Here is a 20,530-nt window from a genome sequence, read left to right as displayed (position 1 = left end):
AAAGCGCAATCGCAACAGGGAACAAGGGAACGACAACAGGCCATGGACGGGCCACAGACCCTCAAGTCACCCCGGGTAGCCCCGCTGTCTGGCCCACGTGGGTCAGATCGGAGGCTTTGCGTCCCGACATCGCTGCCGGTTTGCCCTTTGCCTGGGTTCCGTGAGGAACGGCTCGAGTATAGGAAGCAAGTGACAACGGCTCAATCTTTATTCTCGAAGGAAAATATGTGAATGCCGGCGGCTTCACACTTTTCACCCACCGGACAAATAACAAATAACTCATCAATATCAAACTGTTAGCCATGTCAAAAAATGGCGAATGGCCTCTTTTGTCTCCTTATAATGTGCGCTCCCTCACTGGTCAGAGCAGCCAGAAATGTGACAATGCGCGCCCTTGGCCAAGAGGCCAAGGCTATGGAAACACTGGCAAAAATAAAAAAGGAATCCCCATGAAAGGAACACCTACCCTGCTGTCGCTGGCAGTGGGGCTCGCCCTCGCGTCCCCGCCTCTCCATGCCGCCGGCTTCAGTTGCCCGGCCGACAGTGCCCTCACCCCCATCCCCGCCATCCAGGGCAGCGGCGACAAGAGCCCCCTCGTCCCTGACGATCAGTTCGAAAGCCCCGGCAGCGTCTCGGTCAAGGCGGTAGTCTCGGCTCTGGGGGAGAGCCTCAACAAGGGCTTCTACCTGCTGGATGTGCAGGGGGACGGCAACCCCGAGACGTCGGACGGCATCTTCGTCTACCTCAACGACAAGAACTTCGCCAGCAAGTACCCGGACATCAGGCCGGGCGCCCTGGTCTGTCTGGAGGCCAAGGTCGAGGAGTATCATGGTCACACCCAGCTCAAGCCCCTGTTTGATGGCAGCACACCGCGCCTGACAACCCTGGCCCAGGGCGCCGCCCCCGCCGCCACGGCACTGCGGGTGCTGGAGGGGGAAACCCTGGCCCGGGCCCTGGAGCGTCACGAAGGGATGCGGGTGCGCCTCGATGGGGGCAGCGCCCTCAAGATCAGCCGCAACTTCAGCTACGACTATGCCGCCCGGCGCAACAACCTGGTGCTCGCCCACGGCGCCCCGCTGATGAAGCCGACCCAGCTCCATGTGGCGAGCAGCCCCGAGGCCGTGGCGCTGGCCGAGGCCAACGCCAGCAACCGCGTCTTCCTCGAGTCGGACTTCAAGGCCGCCAACGGCAAGCTGCCCTGGTTGCCGGCCTGGGAGCCGGAGCAGGGTTACCTGCGCATCGGCGATGCCCCGGTCAATCTGGAAGCCCTGGTGGGTTACAGCCATGACGAGTACCGCCTGATAGTGCCCAAGGATCAGCGCATCACGGCGGGGGATCTGCTGCGCACCGACGAGAACGACCGCCAGGGCGCACCGGCCCGCGCCAATGGCACCGACCTGCGCATCGGCAGCTTCAACGTGCTCAACTACTTCACCAGCCACTCCAGCGTGGGGGGCGCTCTCAACGTGCTCTGCGCGGATCAGGCGGACGCGGACAGCGCCAAGGGCTGCAACCGCGGCGCCAAGAGCCTGGAGGAGTTCCAGTTGCAGCGCACCAAGATCGTCAACGCCATCACCGAGATGGACGCCGATCTGCTCGGCCTGATGGAGATGGAGAACAACGGCTTCGACGAGCACGCCGCCCTCCACGATCTGGTGGAGAGCCTCAACGCCCGGCAGAAGGAGGCGAGCAAGCACTACGCCTTCGTCACCCTGCCCAAGGCCCTGCTCACGGAGGATCGATTCTTTGGCGGCGACGCCATCATGGTGGCCATGATCTACCGCCCCGCCCTGCTCACCCCGAGCGGGGATGCCGACGTCATCCCCCTGCCCCAGCAGCGCTACACCACGGGCGGCGTCACCAGGAGCGCCGGTCAGCGGGACTCCCTGGTCCAGCGCTTCACCGTGGCGGGCAGCGACGCCCCCCTGACCCTGGTGGTCAACCACCTCAAGTCCAAGGGGTCGGGCTGCTATGAAAACGGGGATGGCAAGACGGAGCCTGCGGATCTGCAGGGCAAGTGCACCGAGTTTCGGGTGAGCGCCGCCAAGGTGCTGGGGGAGGCGGTGAGCAAGATGCCGGGGCAGGTGCTGCTGGTGGGGGACTTCAACTCCTACGCCAAGGAGGATCCCATCCGGGTGCTGACCGACTATGCGCCGGTCGCGGGGGAGCGCCAGATCCGGTCCGCCTCCCACACCTATATCGGCGATAAGCCCTATGAGAAGATGGGCCAGACGGTGGCCAAGGGTTACGGCCTGGTGGATCTGAACGTCAAGTTCAACCGGGAGAAGGCCATCTCCTACAGCTACGAGGCCGAGCTCGGCACTCTGGACTATGCCCTCGCCAACCCGGCGCTGGCTGACAAGGTGGTGGCGGTGGCCGACTGGCACATCAACTCCTTCGAGAGCAACCTGTTCGAATATGGCAGCGCCTACACCGGCGATCTCATCAAGTCGGACAACCCCTTCAGCGCCTCGGACCACGACCCCGTCATCGTCGACCTCAGGCTCAAGGAAGCGAGCAAGGGGGGTGGCGGGGCCATGGGCGCCCTGCTGCTGGCGCTACTGCCGCTGGCCTGGCGACGTCGTCACGGCTGATGCCGAGCCGGCATGAACCAAAAGCCCGCCGCAGTGCGGGCTTTGTTACGACGAAGAGGAAGGGAAGATGGAGGCGAAAAGAAAAAGGCCACCGCAATGCGGTGGCCTTCTATATGGTGGAGCTACGCGGGATCGAACCGCGGACCTCTTGCATGCCATGCAAGCGCTCTCCCAGCTGAGCTATAACCCCAATATGTATGAATGACGTCTAGCCATTCTGAATTTGGTGGAGCTACGCGGGATCGAACCGCGGACCTCTTGCATGCCATGCAAGCGCTCTCCCAGCTGAGCTATAACCCCAAATTCTTTCTTCATTAGACAACGGGTTCTGGCGGCCGGTTGTCCGTGACTGCAAATAATGGTGGAGCTACGCGGGATCGAACCGCGGACCTCTTGCATGCCATGCAAGCGCTCTCCCAGCTGAGCTATAACCCCACAAAGGTCGGCCTGGGTGATACACACCGCACTGCCCTGGGCACTTCATCTTCAATCAGGAACCTGGTGGAGCTACGCGGGATCGAACCGCGGACCTCTTGCATGCCATGCAAGCGCTCTCCCAGCTGAGCTATAACCCCTTGGATTCCAGATTGTTCGAGGAGAATTTGGTGGAGCTACGCGGGATCGAACCGCGGACCTCTTGCATGCCATGCAAGCGCTCTCCCAGCTGAGCTATAACCCCAACTCACCTCGGCGCTACCAAAGTTATCTCTGGCAACGGAGGCGCATGATAGGCATCGCCCGCTTTGCTGTCAACCCAAAATTCTCGCTCGTTGGAGCGTTTAGTCAAAATTCAGGCAGTTAGCCGGTTTTACCGCCAACCTCGCCGCTATCTCCCTGTTTTACGTCGCAAATCCGCTCGAGGCCAAAATGCGAAGGGCCCCGTCAGGGGGCCCTTCTGGTGATTCACAGCGGCTTACACGGCGGCCATGCGCGCTTCGATGTAGGCCAGCGCGCGATCGATACGAGCAAGGACCCGCTCCTTGCCCACCAGCGCCATCACGGCGTCGGCGATGCCAAGGGGACTGACCCGTACCGGCGAGCCTGAATTATTCGGCGGCCATACGCGCTTCGATGTAGGCCAGCACCCGCTCCTTGCCCACCAGCGCCATCACGGCGTCGGCAATGCCAAGGGGACTGACCCGTACCGGTGAGCCTGAATTACTCGGCGGCCATACGCGCTTCGATATAAGCCAGCGCGCGATCGATACGAGCGAGGACCCGCTCCTTGCCCACCAGCGCCATCACGGCGTCGATCGCCGGGGACTGACCCTGGCCGGTGACGGCCACGCGCAGCGGCATGCCGACCTTGCCCATGCCTTGGCCCAGCTCGGCAGCGGTCGCTTCAATCAGCTCGTGCAGCGCTTCGGTAGTCCAGCTATCCAGTGCAGCCAGCTTGGTTTTGGCCAGAGCCAGCGGCTCGGCCGCGACGCCACGCAGATGCTTCTTGGCAGCAGCTTCATCGATGGCCTCGTACTCTTCGAACAGGTAGCGGCTCTGGGCGGCCATCTCTACAAGAGTGTTGCAGCGCTCGGCCAGCAGGGTCACCACGTCGGCCAGCGCCGGGCCCTTGCGGGTGTCGATCTGCTGGTGCTCCATGTGCCAGGCCAGATGCTTGGCAACATAAGCCGGATCCAGGCTGCGCATGTAGTGGTTGTTCAGCCACAGCAGCTTGTCGGTGTTGAAGGCAGAGGCAGACTTGGAGATGGCATCCAGGCTGAACAGCTTGATCATCTCGTCCAGGCTGAAGATCTCCTGATCCCCGTGGGACCAGCCCAGACGCACCAGATAGTTCAGCAGGGCTTCCGGCAGGTAGCCATCGTCGCGGTACTGCATCACGGAGACTGCACCGTGGCGCTTGGAGAGCTTGGCACCGTCGTCACCCAGGATCATGGAGACGTGGGCAAATTCCGGTACCGGCGCGTTCAGCGCCTTGTAGATGTTGATCTGGCGCGGGGTGTTGTTGATGTGATCTTCACCACGCACCACGTGGGTGATCTCCATATCCCAGTCATCGACTACAACACAGAAGTTGTAGGTCGGCGCACCGTCGGTACGGCGGATGATCAGATCGTCGAGCTCTGTGTTGGCGAACTCGATGCGGCCACGGACGTGGTCATCGAACACCACCGAGCCTTCGGTGGGGTTGCGGAAGCGGATCACGTGGGGCGCATCGGCCGGGTGATCGTGGGCGCCATCCCGGCACTTGCCGTCATAACGGGGCTTCTCGCCGTTGGCCATCTGGCCTTCACGCAGCGCTTCCAGCCGCTCCTTGGAGCAGTAGCACTTGTAGGCGCGACCGTCCGCCAGCATCTCGTCGATCAGCGCGTTGTAGCGGTCGAAGCGCTTGGTCTGATAGTAGGGACCCTCATCCCAGTTCAGCTCCAGCCATTCCATGCCCTCAATGATGGCGTCGATGGCCTCCTGAGTGGAACGTTCCAGATCGGTATCCTCGATACGCAGCACAAACTCGCCGCCCTGGTTCTTTGCAAACAACCAGGAATAGAGTGCGGTACGGGCACCGCCGACATGCAAAAAGCCGGTCGGGCTGGGAGCAAAACGGGTCTTGACTTTCATCTTTAAGCCTTGTGTAGAGGGCCTTGGGCCAATTCGTTAAAAAAACCGTCGCATTTTAGCACCGACAATGACGGATGGGAAAACCATGGAGAGGCAGAGGGTAAAATAGGGGAGAAACAGGTAAAAACCACTGACTTTGAGTGGGATCGCAGAATGTTACCTCTTTTTCCGCTTAGCTAGGCGAGATTGCTGGAGAGATCTCCCGCCCTGCCGATACTTCGGACAACCTTCTACCACACAAGGAACGCAAGATGCAGTTTCGTTCTATCCAGAATCGCATCCTGGTGCTGGCCGGGATCGCCATGACTGCGGCCCTGGTCATCCTGATCCTGCTCAATCAATACTCGGGCCGGCAGACCCAGCAGCTCACCATCAGTTCCAGCCGCGCCGCCCTGCAGCAGGAGGCCTGGCAGAAGGTGAGCGCCAATGCCCGCGCCGAGGCCGCCACCATCACCCAGCTGCTGCAGAAGGGGCTCTCCTACACCCAGCAGATGGCCAGCGTCTTCGCCCGGCAGCAGGAAGGCAAGCTGCCGCTGGATCGCCAGCAGGCCACCGACCTGCTCAAGGCCCAGCTCGGTCTGGAACCCCAGCTCTATGGCGCCTTCGCGGGCTTCGAGCCCAATGGCTTCGACGGCCAGGACGCCAGCTTCGCCGGTCAGACGGCGCTGGGCAGCGACGGCCAGGGGCGCTTCGTCCCCTACTTCTATCGCGACAAGGATCAGATCGGCACGGATCTGTTGCTCTCCATCGAGAAGAGCGACCCGGACGAATTCGGCAATCCCGCCAACGACTACTACGCCTGCCCGCAACGGGAGGGGCGCTCCTGCCTCATCGACCCCTTCAAGGTCGACATCAACGGTCAGCAGGTGCTGGTGAGCACCATCACCACCCCCATCCTGGTAAACGGCCAGTTCAAGGGGATAGCCGCCCTGGATCTGGCGGTGGACTCCATCAGCCGTCAGGCCAAGTCCCTCAACAGCAACATCTATGACGGCAAGGGGGAGACCCTGATCGTCAGCGCCGCCGGTGTCATCACCGGCACCAGCGGCGATGCCGCCCTGCTCGGCAGCCGGGCCGACAAGGTGCTGGGCGACGGCTGGCAGCAGTACCTCAAGCCGGAGGTACAGCGCCAGGAGCTCGACGAGGCGTTTCGTATCTCGGTGCCCATAGCTGTGCCTGGCATGAGCCGCAACTGGGCCATCATAGTCACCCTGCCCTACCAGGTGGTGCTGGCGGGGGCCGACGAGCTGGAAGCCCAGCTCACCGACATGAACCGGGCCGCCATGACCCAGCAGCTGATCGGTGCCCTGCTGGTGCTGGCGCTGGCGCTCGCCACCATGCTGGTGATCGCGCGCAGCATCACCGGCCCCATCCGCCAGATGGTCAGCCTGGTGGATGACATCGCCGACGGCGAAGGGGATCTCACCAAGCGCCTCAACACCCAGTCCCAGGACGAGCTGGGGGCCCTGGCCCGCGGCATCAACCGCTTTATCGACAAGCTGCAGGCGCTGCTCGGCGACGTGCAGAAGACCGCCAGCGAGGTGCATCGCCACGCCGGCGACACCGATCGCATCGCCGGCCAGACCGACACCAACCTGCAGCATCACCAGGCGGAGATGGAGCAGATGCTGACCGCGGTGCAGGAGATGTCCTACGTCAGCCAGGAGGTCGCCACCCACGCCAACAACACTGCCGACTCCGCCAAGCAGGCCCAGAGTGCGGCGGATCAGGGCAAGGTGCGCTTCCAGCAGGTGATCCACTCCATGCACAGGGTCGCCGCCGAGGCGGGCAAGGGCGCCGAAGTGGTGGAGGGGCTGGCCCACGACAGCGAGCAGATCACCAGCATACTCACCGTGATCCAGGGCATCGCCGACCAGACCAACCTGCTGGCCCTCAACGCCGCCATCGAGGCGGCCCGGGCCGGCGAACAGGGGCGCGGCTTCGCGGTGGTGGCGGACGAGGTGCGCAAGCTGGCGGGCAATACCCAGCAGGCGGTGCAGAACACCCAGGAGCTGATCGAGAAGATCCGCCACAGCTCGGCCAACGCGGTCAATGCCATCCAGCAGAGCCAGCAGCTGACCCATCAGGCGGTGGGCGAGGCGGATCAGGCGGAGGCGGCGCTGGACAGCATCTTCCAGGCCATCGCCACCATCAACGACATGACCTACCAGATAGCGTCCGCCGCCGAGGAGCAGAGCTCTGTCTCCGAGACCGTCTCCGGCAATCTGTCAAAAACCAGCGCACTGGCCAACGACATCGCCCGGGACGCCACCAGCACGGCCAACGCCAGCCAGGCCCTGCGTCAGGCGGCGGAGCGTTTGCAGCAGTTGTTGGGACAATTCCGTCTCAACTGATAATTTTCATGCTCTGGACTCTCCCCCTCGGGGGCGAGTCCGTTTACCATAGGCGGCATATTTGCCTGATGGCAGGCAATGTAGTGAGAGGTAAATGCCGTGCCCACCCCGGACCGTCGCCCACGTGGCCATAACAGACGAGCCCAGCAGCGTCGCCAAGACGAATCACAAGGAACCCTGCTCCAACGTATCAACGCGGCTACCCTGCCCCTGCGCCAGCGCCTCGGCCAGGGCATGAGTGGCCTGGGTCAGCGCAACAAGGAGCCAAAGGCGGCCTCGTTCAGACTGGCAAGCCCGCTGCCCCGCAAACACACCATAGGGTTACTGGTGCTGATCCCGCTCTGGCTGATAGTGCTGGCCTGGGAGCCTTCCCCCAGCGCACCGGCGGCCGCCCCGTCCGGTTCCCTTGCTGTGCCACTCGCCGTACCGGCCCAGGCGCTGACCGTGGGCAGCGAGACGGCCGGCAGCGCGCCAGCCGCGACCAAGCCGGTCGAGGAGAAGGTGGACGGCACCTGGCTGCAGCACGAGGTGCAGGCGGGCGAGACCCTCTACTCCATCTGGCGCAAGTTCGAGCTGCCGGGGGCCGAGCTCAGCCGTCTCATCGCCATCGAAGGGCCTGATCGCCCGCTGACCCGACTGCAGTCCGGCAAGTCGGTCTTCATTCTGGTGGACGCCAGCCGCCGCATCCAGCGGGTCGAGATCCGCTCTTTCGGTCAGGCAAACTATCGCTACGACCGCCAGGGGGAAGGGTTCGCCCTCAAGGAGTGAGGCACAGTCAGCCACAGTGCGATCGTGCAGACGGGAGGCCATGGCCTCCCGTTTTTTTGACGTGAAGCATGAAACAAGCCGCTGACTTCACAATACTTTTAGCTTGCTCAAAAAATGAAAAGGGCCAAATTGACAAGGGATCGGGCTCCAGTACAATCGGTCAGGCTTTAGACAGGGATTGTGCTACATGCTACTGGGACAAAGAGACGTGGTCAGTCATGCTTCAACCCCTGGCTTCCAGGCAAATGCAGCCTAACGAGGCTTAGTTTCATTTTGTTATAGATAGGACTTACCACATGTCTGACATTCGCACCGGCCAAGTAAAATGGTTCAACGAAACCAAGGGTTTTGGCTTCATCGAGCAATCCCAGGGACCGGACGTTTTCGTTCACTTCTCCTCCATCCAGAGTGCAGGCTTCAAGACCCTGGCTGAAGGTCAAAAAGTCCAGTTCACTGTGACCCAGGGCAAGAAAGGCCCTCAGGCCGAGAACGTCACCGTTATCTGAGCCGGCACCAGTGAGTCTGTAGGAGGAGCCAAGGCCCCTCCTATTTTTTTGTCCGTCATTTCCCCTCCCCGCACGAACCGCTGCCGCCATCAGCCACTTAGATCTTGCTTGCAGGAAAAGGTGAGCGCAGAGCTGGCCGAAAGCCGCATCCGGCAAAGCATAACGGCGCGATGTGGTGGGCAATGCGAACGGATGATGAGGGCTTCGAGGAGAGATTGGAGTGGGAAACGGAGACTCGAACTCGCGACCCCGACCTTGGCAAGCGCGGATCATGCTCTACCAACCGGGTATGGCAAGCATTGTCTTGGGAAACTGGATGCGCGAACTTGGCGCAGAGAGATTGGATTTGAAGGATCTGACGAGAGATTGGAGCGGGAAACGAGACTCGAACTCGCGACCCCGACCTTGGCAAGCGCGGATCATGCTCTACCAACCGGGTATGGCAAGTATTGTCTTGGGAAACTGGACGCGCGAGCTTGGCGCAGAGAGATTGGATTTGAAGGATCTGACGAGAGATTGGAGCGGGAAACGAGACTCGAACTCGCGACCCCGACCGGGTATGGCAGTCATTGTCTTGGGAAACTGGGTGCGTGAACTTGGCGCAGAGAAATTGGATTTGAAGGATTTGACGAGAGATTGGAGCGGGAAACGAGACTCGAACTCGCGACCCCGACCTTGGCAAGGTCGTGCTCTACCAACTGAGCTATTCCCGCAACAGGATGTCGTCTGCACATGGTTGGAGCGGGAAACGAGACTCGAACTCGCGACCCCGACCTTGGCAAGGTCGTGCTCTACCAACTGAGCTATTCCCGCAACGGAATACCATCTGCAGCACTTCATAAAACAAGCTTGGAGCGGGAAACGAGACTCGAACTCGCGACCCCGACCTTGGCAAGGTCGTGCTCTACCAACTGAGCTATTCCCGCAACGGTATGTCATCTGCACATGATTGGAGCGGGAAACGAGACTCGAACTCGCGACCCCGACCTTGGCAAGGTCGTGCTCTACCAACTGAGCTATTCCCGCAACATGGATTGTCTTGAGGCTGGCGGATGATTGGAGCGGGAAACGAGACTCGAACTCGCGACCCCGACCTTGGCAAGGTCGTGCTCTACCAACTGAGCTATTCCCGCATCGGAATAATCATCTGCACATTTTGGAGCGGGAAACGAGACTCGAACTCGCGACCCCGACCTTGGCAAGGTCGTGCTCTACCAACTGAGCTATTCCCGCAAAACCTGAAAACAGACCGTACAGCATTTGGTTGCTTGCGCTACTGTACGGGAGCCGAATTATAAGAGCAGACATTCCAATTGCAAGGGCTTTTTTGTCTGGTTGCAGCCGTTCGCTCAAAAGCTGGCCGAACTGCCGATTTTAGCAACCGGACGACGGCAACCCCTTGCCTGTCACTCAGATTTTGAAGACGTGGGCGCGGTAGAACTGCAGCTCGGCGATGGATTCGCGGATGTCGTCGAGGGCCTGGTGAGAGCCGCTCTTCTTGAACTGCTCCAGCAGCTCCGGCTGCCAGCGGCGCACCAGCTCCTTGATGGTGCTGACGTCCACGTTGCGATAGTGGAAGAAGGCTTCCAGCTCGGCCATGTGCTTGACCATGAAGCGGCGATCCTGGCCTATGCTGTTGCCGCACAGCGGACTGGTGCGCTCGGGCACCCACTCCCGGATAAACGCCAGCGTTTCGGCGATCGCCCTGGCCTCGTCGTATTCACTCGCCTTGACCCGGGCCACCAGGCCGCTGTTGGTATGGGTGTTGACGTTCCAGTCGTCCATCTTGGCCAGCTCTTCGTCGCTCTGGTGGATGGCGATGACAGGCCCCTCGGCCAGCACGTTCAGGTCCTTGTCGGTGACTATGGTGGCGATCTCCAGTACCACGTTCTGTTCGGGGTCCAGACCCGTCATCTCCATGTCGATCCATACCAGGTTCTGCGCGCTGACTGTCATGATTGCTCTCTTCAGTTGGGAGGAATGGCGGAATTTTGCCAATTTGCATGTATCATACTGGCTTTGGATCTGTTCATAAACCGGCAAACCCCGTGGCAAAGAAAGCAAAACTCAATCTGGGTCAACAAAGGCGCGTCCAGGCCAACCGCGATCGGCGGCTGCAAAAAGAGCACACGACAGTGGTGGATGACACCCTGTTCGGACCCGCCATCGAAGGGGTGGTGATCAGCCGCTTCGGCCAGCATGCGGACGTGGAGGCGAGCGACGGCACCATCCACCGCAGCAACCTGAGGCGCAGCAGCATCAGCAGCCTGGTGTGCGGCGACAAGGTGGTCTGGCGTCCCGGCCTCAATGCCGCCACCGCAGGCGTCATCGAGGCGGTGCATCCGCGCCATTCTGTGCTGACCCGGCCAGACTTCTACGACGGGGTCAAGCCCATCGCCGCCAACATCGACCAGATCATCATCGTCTCCGCGGTGATGCCGGAGTTCTCCACCAACATCGTCGACCGCTATCTGGTGGCGGCGGAAGACGTGGAGATAGCTCCCCTCATCGTGCTGAACAAGGTCGACATGCTGGACGAGGCCGCCCGCGCGCAGGTCGAGCGCCAGCTCGAGACCTACCGCAAGCTCGGCTACGAGGTGCTGCTGGTGAGCTGCGAGAGCGACGAGGGGCTGGACGAGCTCAAGGCCGCCCTCACCGGCAAGATCAGCATCTTCGTCGGTCAGTCCGGGGTGGGCAAGTCGTCCCTCACCAACGCCCTGATGCCGGGGCTGGACGTGCTCACCGGCGAGATCTCCGAAAACTCGGGACTCGGCCAGCACACCACCACCACGGCGCGGCTCTACCACTTCCCGAGCGGCGGCGACCTCATCGACTCCCCCGGGATCCGCGAATTCGCCCTCTGGCACCTGGAAGCCGATCGCATCACCTGGTGTTTCGTCGAGTTCCGCGACTACCTGGGCGGCTGCAAGTTCCGCGACTGCACCCACAAGGACGATCCCGGCTGCGCCCTGCGCACGGCGGTCGAACGCGGCGCCATCAGCGCCGATCGCTTCCGCAACTATCACCGCATCCTGGAAACCATGCAGGAAGCCCGCCACGGTCGCCAACAGGCGCGGCTGTGACCCATTCAACTCATTCCTTAGATGAAGATCATGAGCATCACTGACAACCTGAAAATTGCCGGTCAATACTGTCTGCCCAAACACGCCCTCTCCCGCCTGGTGGGCAAGCTGGCCGCCGCCGAGGCCGGCAACCTCACCACCAAGGTGATCGAGGCCTTTATCAAGCAGTACGGCGTCGACATGAGCGAGGCGCTGCACGAGAATCCGGCCCACTACAAGAGCTTCAACGCCTTCTTCACCCGCGAGCTCAAGCCCGGCATCCGCCCCGTGGTGGAGGACGCCATGACCCTGGCGCTGCCGGTGGATGGCACCGTCAGCCAGCTCGGTCCCATCCAGCAGGGTCGCATCATCCAGGCCAAGGGCCACGACTACAGCGCCCGTGAACTGCTGGGCGGCTATGAGGATCTGGTGGCGCCGTTCAAGGATGGCGACTTTGCCACCATCTATCTGGCGCCCAAGGATTACCACCGCATCCACATGCCGCTGGACGGCGTGCTGGAGAGCATGGTGTTCGTACCCGGCGATCTCTTCTCCGTCAACCCGCTCACCGCCGAGAACGTGCCGAACCTGTTCGCCCGCAACGAGCGGGTGGTGGCCACCTTCCGCACCCCCCACGGCCCCATGGCGCTGGTGCTGGTCGGCGCCACCATAGTCGCCAGCATCGAGACCATCTGGGCCGGCAATATCGCGCCGACCAAGCAAAAGGAAGTGGTACGCTGGGACTACAGCGGCGATGAAGCCATCACCCTGCAAAAAGGCGCCGAGATGGGCCTGTTCAAACTCGGCAGCACAGTCGTCTGCCTGTTTGGCCCGGGCATGCTGGCCGGTTTCGAACCGCACCTGGCCAACGGGGTCACCACCCGCATGGGTCAGCCCTTTGCCACCCTGGCGGCGCAGGCATGAGCGAACAGTCGCCCACTCCCCAGAAGAACAACCCGCTGCACGGGCTGACGCTGGAGGCCATCGTCACCGCATTGGTGGCCCACTATGGCTGGGAAAGATTGGGGCAGGAGATCAACATCCGCTGCTTCACCCAGGACCCCAGCATCAAGTCCAGCCTGAAGTTTTTGCGCAAGACCCCCTGGGCGCGGGAGAAGGTCGAGAGCCTCTACCTCTACGTCCAGCGCAAGCAAGCCACATCGAAGGAATAACGCCATGGCGTTCAAGATTACCTACACCTACAAGAAGCAGGCCAAAGAGATCGGCTACGCCAACGACAAGTTCAACAGCATCTATGATGCCGTGGCCGCCGCCGAGGGCATCGATCTCACCCGCTTCCACGCCATGGAGGAGCAGCTGGCCCAGGTGTGCCGGCGCGACAAGAAGAGCGTGAAGGACTACAGGGAGAACTACTTCAAGGAGCTGGGGTTCTCCAGCATCGTCATCGAACGGGATCCCAAGGAGTAAGCATGCGCACCCTGACTCTGATGGCCGCCTCCCTGCTGCTGGCCGCCTGCAACGGCACACCGCAGGCCCAGATGGTGGGGGCTGACCGCGACGAGCACGGTTGCATCGGCAGCGCTGGCTATCAATGGTCCGAGCTGACCGGCCAGTGCGTGCGGCTGTTCGAGCAGGCGGTGCGGCTGCAATCTCTGGAGGCGGGCGAAACCGGCAGCGCCTTCGTGCTGTTCAACGACGATCGGAGCCAGGCCGAGCTGACCCTGCCGAGCGGCGAGCGGGTTCGCCTGATCCGTCAGGGGGAAGAGGGCGGCTGGTCCTGGCAGGGCGGCCTCTATCAGCTCTATCCCTGGAAGGGCTATGTGCTCAAGTCCGGCGAGCGGGCGCTGTTTCACGGTGACAGCGCACGCTGAGTGCAACTCCCGCGGCAAGCGACAGACACAAAAAAACCCCGTTGCAAGCAACGGGGTTTTTCTTTGGGGCCTGCTCAGTTGCCGAGGGTGGCAAACAGGCTCTGCTCCAGGCTGCCGCGGGAGACACACACCGGGGTGATGGAGGGGGCCAGTACGCGCTCGCCGGAGGACTCGACGAAGTAGAGCTGGGTGTTGCCCTTGACGTTGACGGTCGCCACGCTGTTGTTGCCGCTCTGGGTGATGATCAGGTTGATCTGCAGGTTCGGGTTGCCCAGTGCGACCTTGGACCCCATGGTGCCGCAATCCAGCCACTCCAGCCCCTCGGCCGAGTTCTCGACGTTGGCGGTCATCAGGCCGGAGCCCCGCTGGCTATTCTCGATGTTCAGGCCGTGATCGCCAAACCACTTCTCGGCGCGGGCCCACACCAGATCCACCGGGATCGCCATCTCCTGGGTGTTGTTGGTCGCCTTGGCTACCGGCGGGGTATAGCGGTACTGCTCGCCACCGTTGTTGTCGCTGGCACAACCCACCATCAGCAGGGCCAGTGCTACTCCCACTATCTTTTTCATGCTGCTTCTCTCATCCATATAATCCGGCCATAGGCCAACCGGCGGCTATTATGGCGATCGCGACACAGACTGTCAGCAGGGATCCGCAGAAATGGCAGACTCTTAACCCGTGCTTTACAAAACTTGCCTGTTATCATAGATTTGCTCGAAGTCTCCCCCGTGAGTGCTCCCGTGAATTCTTCGCTCTCCCTGGCGCTGCTGCAGCAGATCATCGACCAGTTACCCATGAATATCTTCTGCCGGGATACAAACGGACGGTACCTGTTTGCCAACAAGGTCTTCGCGAGGGAGGCCGGGTTGCAGCACCCGGATGAGGTCATTGGCAAGTGCGATGCCGAGATGCCCTGGGGGGATGTGTTCCGCGAGGAGGACGATCGCCTGCTGGCCGAGGGCAAGCCCCTGCTGCATCAGCAACTCCATTGCCACAACGGTGCTGCCACCGGCTGGATGGAGATCCACAAGGTCCCCCTCTATGACGGACAGGGTGAACCCATCGCCCTGTTTGCCATGATCAGCGCCATCGACCAGCGCAAGGAGCTGGAGCAGACCTATCGTCAGCAGCAGCTGCTGCAGCGCCGCCTGCTGGACGCCATTCCGGACCTCATTCGCCTCGAGGATCACCAGGGCGTGCTCATCGACTGCAACCAGGCCTTCCTCGACTTCATGGGGCTCGCCGCCAGCGAGGCCCTGGGTCGGCGTGTACCGCCCCGTCTGCCCGTCGAACAGACCCTGGGGCAGGGGGAATACTGCGTGGTGGATGCCCAGGGTCAGGGCCGCCACCTGGAGGTCACCCGGGTCGAGGTACCGGACGACGAGGGCAACTCCCTCGGCATCCTCACCCTGAGCCGCGACATCACCGGGCTGCGCACCACCCAGGCCCAGCTGCAGCAGGAGCAGCACTACGACAGCCTGACCGGCCTGCTCAAGCTCTCCCACTTCCTGCAGACCAGCCGCCATCTCGGCGCCCGCAAGGCCAGCCTGCTGCTGGTCGACCTGCAGCACTTTCGCGAGATCAACGATCGCTTCGGCATCCGCATCGCCGACCGCCTGCTGAGCCAGGTCGCCCGCCGCCTGCAACGGCTGGCACCGCCCCAGTCCCTGCTCTGCCGGGTGGCCGCCGACGATTTCGCCCTGCTGCTGCCCGAGCTCCCCATCTCCCTGGACGAGTGGAGCCGCAATCTGCAACAGGAGCTGATGATCCCCTACCAGGTGGAGGAGCACAGGATCCAGATCCCGGTCTTCCTCGGCATCGCCCATGGCAAGGCCAAGGATGCGGAGCGGCTGCTGAGCCACGCGGAGGCTGCCCTGGCCCAGGGCAAGCGCCAGCAGCAACACTGCACCCTGTTCGACCCCGAGCTGGATGCCAAGCTCAAACGCCGCCAGCTCATCGCCGTCCAGCTGCCGCTCGCCATCAAGTCCGCCGAGCTGACCGCCGTCTACCAGCCCATCATCTGCACCCACAGCAACCGGCTGCACGGAGCCGAACTGCTCTGCCGCTGGCCCCATCCGGAGTTCGGCATGATCTCCCCGGACGAGTTCATCCCGCTGGCGGAGGAGCTGGGGCTCATCGGCCAGCTCGGCCAGCTGATGCTGGAGCTGGGCTGTGCCCAGCTCGCCCGCTGGCAGGTGGCGGCGCCGGATCTGGTGCTCTCCATCAACCTGTCGCCGCTGCAGTTCCGCGACCCCGAGCTCTGCCCGCAGATCTTCGCCTGCATCGAACACCACGGCCTCGCCCCCTGGCAGCTGGAGCTGGAGATCACCGAAGGGGTGCTGATGGAAAACGCCGACGAAATCGAGAGCAACCTGGCCAGCCTGATCGAGGCGGGCTTCCAGCTCGCCATCGATGACTTCGGCACCGGCTACTGCTCCCTGGCCTACCTGCCCAGGCTGCAGGTGGCGACCCTCAAGCTGGACAGAAGCGTCACCCAGGGGCTGGCCACCAACCAGGCCACCACCGCCATAGTGCGCTCCGTCATCGGTCTGGGCCACGAGCTCGGCATCAAAATCACCGCCGAAGGGGTGGAGACGGCGGAGCAACAGGCCTGGCTGGCGCAGGCCGGCTGCGATCGGCTGCAGGGCTACCTGTTCAGCCGCCCCCTGCCCCCCGCGGACTTCGCCCGCAACTACCAGCTGCCGGCCTGATGCGCTACCAACGACAAGGCCACCCTGAGGTGGCCTTGTCGTGTTTGCTGAGGGTGCACAGGCGCACCCGGCGCCCTTACTCCTGGAAGTAGGTGCCCCAGCCGTCGTAATCCACACCGTACTTCTCGAGGATAGGCAGCATCTTCTCGATGTCGGCGACTATGGTCTCCACATCCAGCTTGCACTCCACGGTGGCGTCGAAGCAGAAGATGGTGGCGCCGTCGTCCAGCTCCATCTCCTCGGCGTCGGTCACCTCGAACCCGGCCTTGAACAGATCCACCGCCGCCTTCTCCAGCAGATCGAACTTCTGGCAGGCAAAGTGATGCTCAATCTCATACTCCAGATCCGGATTGCTGCCATCGGCCAGCAATTCGTTGACGATGGCGGCGGTCTCTTCGCGCCACTCTTGCATATTGGTATTCATATAAACCCCAGGCGGTGTTGGATGGAGGTCAGCCCCGACTGGCGGGTGCACCGGACGGCGCCGTCCCGGGTCTCGGGGGGGATGATTGCGGCAAAGCATACCCGCAGAGTGCTGCTGGCTCAATCGGTGGGAGAAGATAACTGCCGGACTCCTCTCCTCCCAGATGGTGGTCCCCCCCAAAAGGGGAAAATCAGTGCAATGCTCCACCCCAAGGTTGGATTCCGATGGATACATCCTTGCCGCTATGACTTTACCTGGTCATTCCCCTGCCCTCTTCACGACAGCCAGGGTTTCCCTCCACCGCCACCCCGGATGACAAATGGGCCGCCTGGCGGTATCAAGGGACGCGGGTGAATCATCACCCGCCCGGAAAAGGAGCCCGCCAGGCTCCTTTCTGATCATGTGAAGGAGCACATAGATAATGCCTAAAAAAACAATAATGAGCCTGCTTGTCGGCTCGACCCTTATGATTGGAAACCAGGCCATGGCCGCCCCGGTCCACGGTCCGTTCGATGCCCCCCTGGCCGACGAGGTGAAGGTGCTGGAGATGCTTAAAAAAAGCGGCCGCATCCCCACCCTGGCCTCCCCCGAGCAGGAGCAGGCGGCCCTCGCCCGCTACTACCGCGAGAAATCGCGGGCCTATCAGGGCAATGGCGGCACCCTGGCGGTGAAAGAGGGCAAGGTGCGCGAGACCATCCTCAAGAAGATCCGCCTCAACGGCACCGCCCGTCCCGGCGATCGGGTGCCCACCCTGCTGCTCAAGGCCATCGAGAAAGAGCACTACCGGGGCCAGATGCGCAAGGACAAGATCCTCGCCATCCTGGTGGACTTCCCCGACTACCCGAAGAACAGCGTGCGCCCCGAGCTCACCAAGATGTACTACCCGGATTACACCCCGGCGCACTACAACGATCTGCTGTTCTCGTCCAAGGGCTATGCCGGCCCGAACGGCGAGCGGTTCATCTCCATGCGCCAGTTCTACGAGCAGCAGTCCGGCCAGAGCTACAGCGTGCGCGGTCAGGTGGCGGGCTGGTATACCGCCGACAGGAACGCCGCCCACTACGGCGCCAACGCCACCCCGGAGAGCATCCGGGAGCTGGTGAAGGAGGCGCTGATCCAGGTGGCAGGAGACCCTGCCATCGATCTGGCGCAGTTTGACCAGGAGGATCGCTACGATCTCAACGGCAACGGCAACCGCAACGAGCCGGACGGCCTCATCGACCACCTGATGATCTTCCACTCCAGCGTCGGCGAGGAGGCAGGGGGCGGCGATCTCGGCGAAGACGCCATCTGGGCCCACCGCTGGAACCTGGGTGCCCCCTACCCCATCCCCGGCACCAGCAGCCCGAGCCAGAACTTCGGCGGCCAGTTTGCCGCCTACGACTACACCATCCAGCCCATCGATGCGGCGGCCGGGGTCTGTGCCCACGAATATGGCCACGATCTGGGGCTGCCGGACGAGTACGACACCAAGTACACCGGCAAGGGGGAACCGGTGGCGACCTGGTCCATCATGTCCTCCGGCTCCTGGGCCGGGGTCATCGGCGGCACCGAGCCGACCGGGTTCTCCGCCTGGGCCAAGGAGTTCCTGCAGGCCTCCCTCGGCGGCAACTGGCTGCACGGCAGCAACGTGCAGCTCGCCGATCTCAGCCCCCGCGGCAACGTCTACATGCTGGATCAGGCCAACGACAAGGGGCGCAACGACGACGTGGTGCGCATCAACCTGCCGGCCAAGCAGATCCCGCTCAACCCGCCCTACGCCGGCCAGTACCAGTACCACGGCGGCAAGGGCAACAACCTCGACAACCGCATGAGTCTCAAGCTGGATCTGAGCGGCAAACAGAGCGCCAGCCTCGGCTTCAAGGCCTGGTATCAGATTGAAGAGGGGTACGATTACGCCAGGGTGCTGGTCAACGGCCAGCCCATCGCGGGCAACCTGACCACCAGCGACGATCCCAACGGCGTCGGCTTCGGGGTCGGCATCACCGGCAACTCCAACGGCTGGACCGATGCCGAGTTCGATCTCACCCCCTGGGCCGGTCAGCAGGTTACCCTCACCCTGCAATACCAGAGCGATGGCGGCGTGGCCGAACACGGGCTGTTCGTGGACGAGCTGCAGATCCTCGCCGATGGCGACACCCTGCTGAGCGATGGGGCCGAGGGCAGCTCCCCCTTCACCCTGGCCGGCTTCGTGAAGAGCAACGGCAACGAGGCCAAGGATCACTACTACCTGGCCGAGTGGCGCAACCACGCCGGGGTGGACAAGGGGCTGGCCCACATCAACGTGGCCGACCAGCTGATGCGCTATGAGCCGGGCATGCTGCTCTGGTACGTGGACAACAGCCAGGCCAACAACTGGGTGGGTGTCCACCCGGGTGAGGGCTTCCTCGGGGTGGTGGATGCGGATCAGCGCACCCTCAAGTGGAGCGACGGTGCCGTGGCCGGCACCCGCTACCAGATCCACGACGCCACCTTCAGCCTGGGCTTCCAGCAGCCGCTCAACCTGAAACACCCGAGCGGCACCCTGCTGCGCGACTTCTGGATCACCCCGAACCGGGTGTTCAAGGATTCCCGCAGCTACCAGAGCAAGGAGATCCCGGATGCCGGTCGCCTGCTGCCCGAATACGGGCTCAAGATCGGCGTCACCGGCCAGGCCCGTGACATGAGCACCGGGCGGATCATCGTCAGCCGCCACTGAGCACGACACTGATGACCAGGGGGCCCAGGGCCCCCTTTTTCGGCGCCGAACAACGCAGTGCGAGGCAGGACAACAGTGCCGATGAAGGGGGGATTGCTCGGTTATCGAGCGAACGACACCGCAATATGCACCCCGTGGTTGACACCTCGGTCCAGAAAGGGTTTAATGCGCGCCGTTGCCCAGATAGCTCAGTCGGTAGAGCAGGGGATTGAAAATCCTCATGACACTTTTAATACCACAGCTCTGGATAGCACACCCCACAAGGCTTCGCTTTCAATGCGAGGCCTTTTTGTTATGCGTCTCTGGTCAATCTTTGGCAAGGTTGCTCACCGAGCTCGGGATTAATAATCCCCGCCCCCTGATCCGCTGCTTCATCTGACAACCGATAGCAAAGTACGCCCCCCTCCCCTGACATGACCCCCACTTCCTACGAACAACGCGTGTCCTCCTTGCCAACTCTGCTTGATACAGGTTGTGTGGCAGGGCGGAGGCACACTTTCTTAAACCTGATTACCCATGATTAGCAGTCAGTTACCACGAACTATACTGATCTTACGTACAGTTATCGAGGTGCGAGATCATGGCCAAAAGCAAAATCCAATTCCAGAAAGGCTACAGCCTGTTTGAGTTTCTCAAGGACTATGGCACTGAGGCTCAGTGCGAAAACGCGCTGTTCACTTGGCGTTTTCCTAACGGCTTTGTCTGCCCTGAATGTGCCAACAAGACCTGTTGTCGCCTGAGAAGGCGGCCACGTGTGTGGCAATGCAATCACTGCCGTCACCAGATGTCATTGACTGGAAACACGATTTTCGCAAACACCAAGCTCCCACTGACCAAGTGGTTTCTGGCAATGCACCTGTTGTCACAAACCAAAACAGGCTTGTCAGCGATGGAGCTAAAGCGCCAGTTGGGCGTCAAATATGACACCGCCTGGATGCTCAAGCACAAGCTGCTGCAAGCCATGAAAGAGTCCGATGACAAGCAGCCCATCAGCGGCATCATTCAGC

At 62.1% G+C, this 20,530-nt stretch carries 15 protein-coding genes, 11 tRNA genes, 1 pseudogene and 1 riboswitch; of the genes and pseudogenes, 12 read left to right on the top strand and 15 right to left on the bottom strand.

The annotated features are described in order from the left end of the window. Positions 1 to 71 precede the first annotated feature (71 nt). Positions 72 to 155, bottom strand: a riboswitch (cyclic di-GMP riboswitch). Between the two features lie 294 nt (positions 156 to 449). Then, positions 450 to 2,594 carry an ExeM/NucH family extracellular endonuclease gene (locus AB5Y72_RS19250; RefSeq protein WP_325782019.1) on the top strand — a complete coding sequence of 715 codons (2,145 nt, stop codon included), beginning with the start codon at positions 450 to 452 and terminating at the stop codon, positions 2,592 to 2,594. A gap of 114 nt (positions 2,595 to 2,708) precedes the next feature. Here the strand turns inward: AB5Y72_RS19250 and AB5Y72_RS19245 are convergent. The 6 genes from AB5Y72_RS19245 to gltX form a co-directional block, all read right to left on the bottom strand. Next, positions 2,709 to 2,784 (bottom strand) — tRNA-Ala (locus AB5Y72_RS19245). Between the two features lie 34 nt (positions 2,785 to 2,818). After that, positions 2,819 to 2,894 (bottom strand) — tRNA-Ala (locus tag AB5Y72_RS19240). 59 nt (positions 2,895 to 2,953) lie between these two features. After that, a tRNA-Ala gene (locus AB5Y72_RS19235) sits at positions 2,954 to 3,029 on the bottom strand. Between the two features lie 64 nt (positions 3,030 to 3,093). Then, positions 3,094 to 3,169 (bottom strand) — tRNA-Ala (locus tag AB5Y72_RS19230). A gap of 28 nt (positions 3,170 to 3,197) precedes the next feature. Next, a tRNA-Ala gene (locus tag AB5Y72_RS19225) sits at positions 3,198 to 3,273 on the bottom strand. A 479-nt stretch (positions 3,274 to 3,752) separates the two neighbouring features. Then, on the bottom strand, positions 3,753 to 5,168 hold the full coding sequence (gene gltX / locus AB5Y72_RS19220; RefSeq protein ID WP_325782018.1) for a glutamate--tRNA ligase: 1,416 nt from the start codon (positions 5,166 to 5,168) through the stop codon (positions 3,753 to 3,755). A gap of 251 nt (positions 5,169 to 5,419) precedes the next feature. On the opposite strand from gltX, the gene AB5Y72_RS19215 reads away from it, so the two are divergent. The 3 genes from AB5Y72_RS19215 (at position 5,420) to AB5Y72_RS19205 (ending at position 8,796) form a co-directional block, all read left to right on the top strand. Then, positions 5,420 to 7,522 carry a methyl-accepting chemotaxis protein gene (locus AB5Y72_RS19215; RefSeq protein ID WP_368199460.1) on the top strand — a complete coding sequence of 701 codons (2,103 nt, stop codon included), beginning with the start codon at positions 5,420 to 5,422 and terminating at the stop codon, positions 7,520 to 7,522. 99 nt (positions 7,523 to 7,621) lie between these two features. After that, positions 7,622 to 8,290 carry a LysM-like peptidoglycan-binding domain-containing protein gene (locus tag AB5Y72_RS19210; RefSeq protein WP_042078011.1) on the top strand — a complete coding sequence of 223 codons (669 nt, stop codon included), beginning with the start codon at positions 7,622 to 7,624 and terminating at the stop codon, positions 8,288 to 8,290. Positions 8,291 to 8,586: 296 nt separating this feature from the next. Further along, entirely contained in the window at positions 8,587 to 8,796 is a 210-nt protein-coding gene (locus AB5Y72_RS19205; RefSeq protein WP_005297820.1) for a cold-shock protein, read from the top strand. A 637-nt stretch (positions 8,797 to 9,433) separates the two neighbouring features. Here the strand turns inward: AB5Y72_RS19205 and AB5Y72_RS19200 are convergent. The 7 genes from AB5Y72_RS19200 to orn all read right to left on the bottom strand — a co-directional run bounded on the left by AB5Y72_RS19200 (position 9,434) and on the right by orn (position 10,752). Further along, a tRNA-Gly gene (locus AB5Y72_RS19200) sits at positions 9,434 to 9,509 on the bottom strand. 24 nt (positions 9,510 to 9,533) lie between these two features. Continuing rightward, a tRNA-Gly gene (locus tag AB5Y72_RS19195) sits at positions 9,534 to 9,609 on the bottom strand. Between the two features lie 37 nt (positions 9,610 to 9,646). Next, positions 9,647 to 9,722 (bottom strand) — tRNA-Gly (locus tag AB5Y72_RS19190). A 24-nt stretch (positions 9,723 to 9,746) separates the two neighbouring features. After that, positions 9,747 to 9,822, bottom strand: a tRNA-Gly gene (locus AB5Y72_RS19185). 31 nt (positions 9,823 to 9,853) lie between these two features. Next, positions 9,854 to 9,929, bottom strand: a tRNA-Gly gene (locus tag AB5Y72_RS19180). A 24-nt stretch (positions 9,930 to 9,953) separates the two neighbouring features. Next, positions 9,954 to 10,029 (bottom strand) — tRNA-Gly (locus AB5Y72_RS19175). Positions 10,030 to 10,206: 177 nt separating this feature from the next. Beyond that, positions 10,207 to 10,752: an oligoribonuclease gene (gene orn, locus AB5Y72_RS19170; protein WP_368199459.1), complete on the bottom strand. Its 546-nt coding sequence runs from the start codon at positions 10,750 to 10,752 to the stop codon at positions 10,207 to 10,209. Positions 10,753 to 10,844: 92 nt separating this feature from the next. Between orn and rsgA the strand changes: the two genes are divergently transcribed. From rsgA to AB5Y72_RS19145, 5 genes are read left to right on the top strand one after another with little or no spacing between them, the layout of a single operon-like run. After that, positions 10,845 to 11,879 (top strand): small ribosomal subunit biogenesis GTPase RsgA, encoded by a 1,035-nt coding sequence (rsgA, locus tag AB5Y72_RS19165; protein WP_368199458.1) that lies wholly within the window; start codon positions 10,845 to 10,847, stop codon positions 11,877 to 11,879. A gap of 30 nt (positions 11,880 to 11,909) precedes the next feature. Then, positions 11,910 to 12,782 (top strand): archaetidylserine decarboxylase, encoded by an 873-nt coding sequence (gene asd / locus AB5Y72_RS19160; protein WP_325782014.1) that lies wholly within the window; start codon positions 11,910 to 11,912, stop codon positions 12,780 to 12,782. Continuing rightward, complete coding sequence (locus AB5Y72_RS19155) at positions 12,779 to 13,030, top strand: VF530 family DNA-binding protein (RefSeq protein WP_042078015.1); 252 nt, start codon at positions 12,779 to 12,781, stop codon at positions 13,028 to 13,030. The genes asd and AB5Y72_RS19155 overlap by 4 nt, the downstream gene beginning before the upstream one ends. A gap of 4 nt (positions 13,031 to 13,034) precedes the next feature. Next, positions 13,035 to 13,286 carry a DUF2960 domain-containing protein gene (locus AB5Y72_RS19150; protein WP_161469749.1) on the top strand — a complete coding sequence of 84 codons (252 nt, stop codon included), beginning with the start codon at positions 13,035 to 13,037 and terminating at the stop codon, positions 13,284 to 13,286. A 2-nt stretch (positions 13,287 to 13,288) separates the two neighbouring features. Beyond that, positions 13,289 to 13,690, top strand: a complete 402-nt coding sequence (locus AB5Y72_RS19145; protein ID WP_325782013.1) for a hypothetical protein — start codon at positions 13,289 to 13,291, stop codon at positions 13,688 to 13,690. A 74-nt stretch (positions 13,691 to 13,764) separates the two neighbouring features. Here AB5Y72_RS19145 and AB5Y72_RS19140 read toward each other — a convergent pair whose 3' ends face one another. Next, positions 13,765 to 14,259, bottom strand: coding sequence for a hypothetical protein (locus AB5Y72_RS19140; RefSeq protein ID WP_042078021.1), 495 nt, complete (start codon positions 14,257 to 14,259; stop codon positions 13,765 to 13,767). 171 nt (positions 14,260 to 14,430) lie between these two features. On the opposite strand from AB5Y72_RS19140, the gene AB5Y72_RS19135 reads away from it, so the two are divergent. Beyond that, entirely contained in the window at positions 14,431 to 16,401 is a 1,971-nt protein-coding gene (locus tag AB5Y72_RS19135) for a putative bifunctional diguanylate cyclase/phosphodiesterase (protein WP_368199457.1), read from the top strand. A 76-nt stretch (positions 16,402 to 16,477) separates the two neighbouring features. On the opposite strand, the gene rraB is transcribed toward AB5Y72_RS19135, so the two are convergent. Further along, positions 16,478 to 16,813 (bottom strand): ribonuclease E inhibitor RraB, encoded by a 336-nt coding sequence (gene rraB, locus AB5Y72_RS19130; protein WP_042078026.1) that lies wholly within the window; start codon positions 16,811 to 16,813, stop codon positions 16,478 to 16,480. A 433-nt stretch (positions 16,814 to 17,246) separates the two neighbouring features. Between rraB and AB5Y72_RS19125 the strand changes: the two genes are divergently transcribed. Together AB5Y72_RS19125 and AB5Y72_RS19120 are read left to right on the top strand one after the other, a co-directional pair. Then, complete coding sequence (locus AB5Y72_RS19125; RefSeq protein ID WP_325782011.1) at positions 17,247 to 19,523, top strand: immune inhibitor A domain-containing protein; 2,277 nt, start codon at positions 17,247 to 17,249, stop codon at positions 19,521 to 19,523. A gap of 580 nt (positions 19,524 to 20,103) precedes the next feature. Then, positions 20,104 to 20,530, top strand: a pseudogene (locus tag AB5Y72_RS19120) (IS1595-like element ISKpn3 family transposase); the annotation flags it as partial.

It is taken from the genome of Aeromonas sp. R7-4 (genome assembly GCF_040908055.1).
In the GTDB taxonomy this organism is placed as follows: Bacteria; Pseudomonadota; Gammaproteobacteria; order Enterobacterales; family Aeromonadaceae; genus Aeromonas; species Aeromonas sanarellii.
The sequence above is the reverse complement of the archived record's forward strand: the minus strand, read 5'-3'. Positions and strand labels throughout refer to the sequence as shown.

Excerpts from the sequence above, each read along its gene's own strand:
- AB5Y72_RS19250 (WP_325782019.1), top strand. The coding sequence starts at position 450 with ATGAAAGGAACACCTACCCTGCTGTCGCTGGCAGTGGGGCTCGCCCTC.
- gltX (WP_325782018.1), bottom strand. The coding sequence starts at position 5,168 with ATGAAAGTCAAGACCCGTTTTGCTCCCAGCCCGACCGGCTTTTTGCAT.
- AB5Y72_RS19215 (WP_368199460.1), top strand. The coding sequence starts at position 5,420 with ATGCAGTTTCGTTCTATCCAGAATCGCATCCTGGTGCTGGCCGGGATC.
- AB5Y72_RS19205 (WP_005297820.1), top strand. The coding sequence starts at position 8,587 with ATGTCTGACATTCGCACCGGCCAAGTAAAATGGTTCAACGAAACCAAG.
- orn (WP_368199459.1), bottom strand. The coding sequence starts at position 10,752 with ATGACAGTCAGCGCGCAGAACCTGGTATGGATCGACATGGAGATGACG.
- asd (WP_325782014.1), top strand. The coding sequence starts at position 11,910 with ATGAGCATCACTGACAACCTGAAAATTGCCGGTCAATACTGTCTGCCC.
- AB5Y72_RS19155 (WP_042078015.1), top strand. The coding sequence starts at position 12,779 with ATGAGCGAACAGTCGCCCACTCCCCAGAAGAACAACCCGCTGCACGGG.
- AB5Y72_RS19150 (WP_161469749.1), top strand. The coding sequence starts at position 13,035 with ATGGCGTTCAAGATTACCTACACCTACAAGAAGCAGGCCAAAGAGATC.
- AB5Y72_RS19145 (WP_325782013.1), top strand. The coding sequence starts at position 13,289 with ATGCGCACCCTGACTCTGATGGCCGCCTCCCTGCTGCTGGCCGCCTGC.
- AB5Y72_RS19140 (WP_042078021.1), bottom strand. The coding sequence starts at position 14,259 with ATGAAAAAGATAGTGGGAGTAGCACTGGCCCTGCTGATGGTGGGTTGT.
- rraB (WP_042078026.1), bottom strand. The coding sequence starts at position 16,813 with ATGCAAGAGTGGCGCGAAGAGACCGCCGCCATCGTCAACGAATTGCTG.
- AB5Y72_RS19125 (WP_325782011.1), top strand. The coding sequence starts at position 17,247 with ATGCCTAAAAAAACAATAATGAGCCTGCTTGTCGGCTCGACCCTTATG.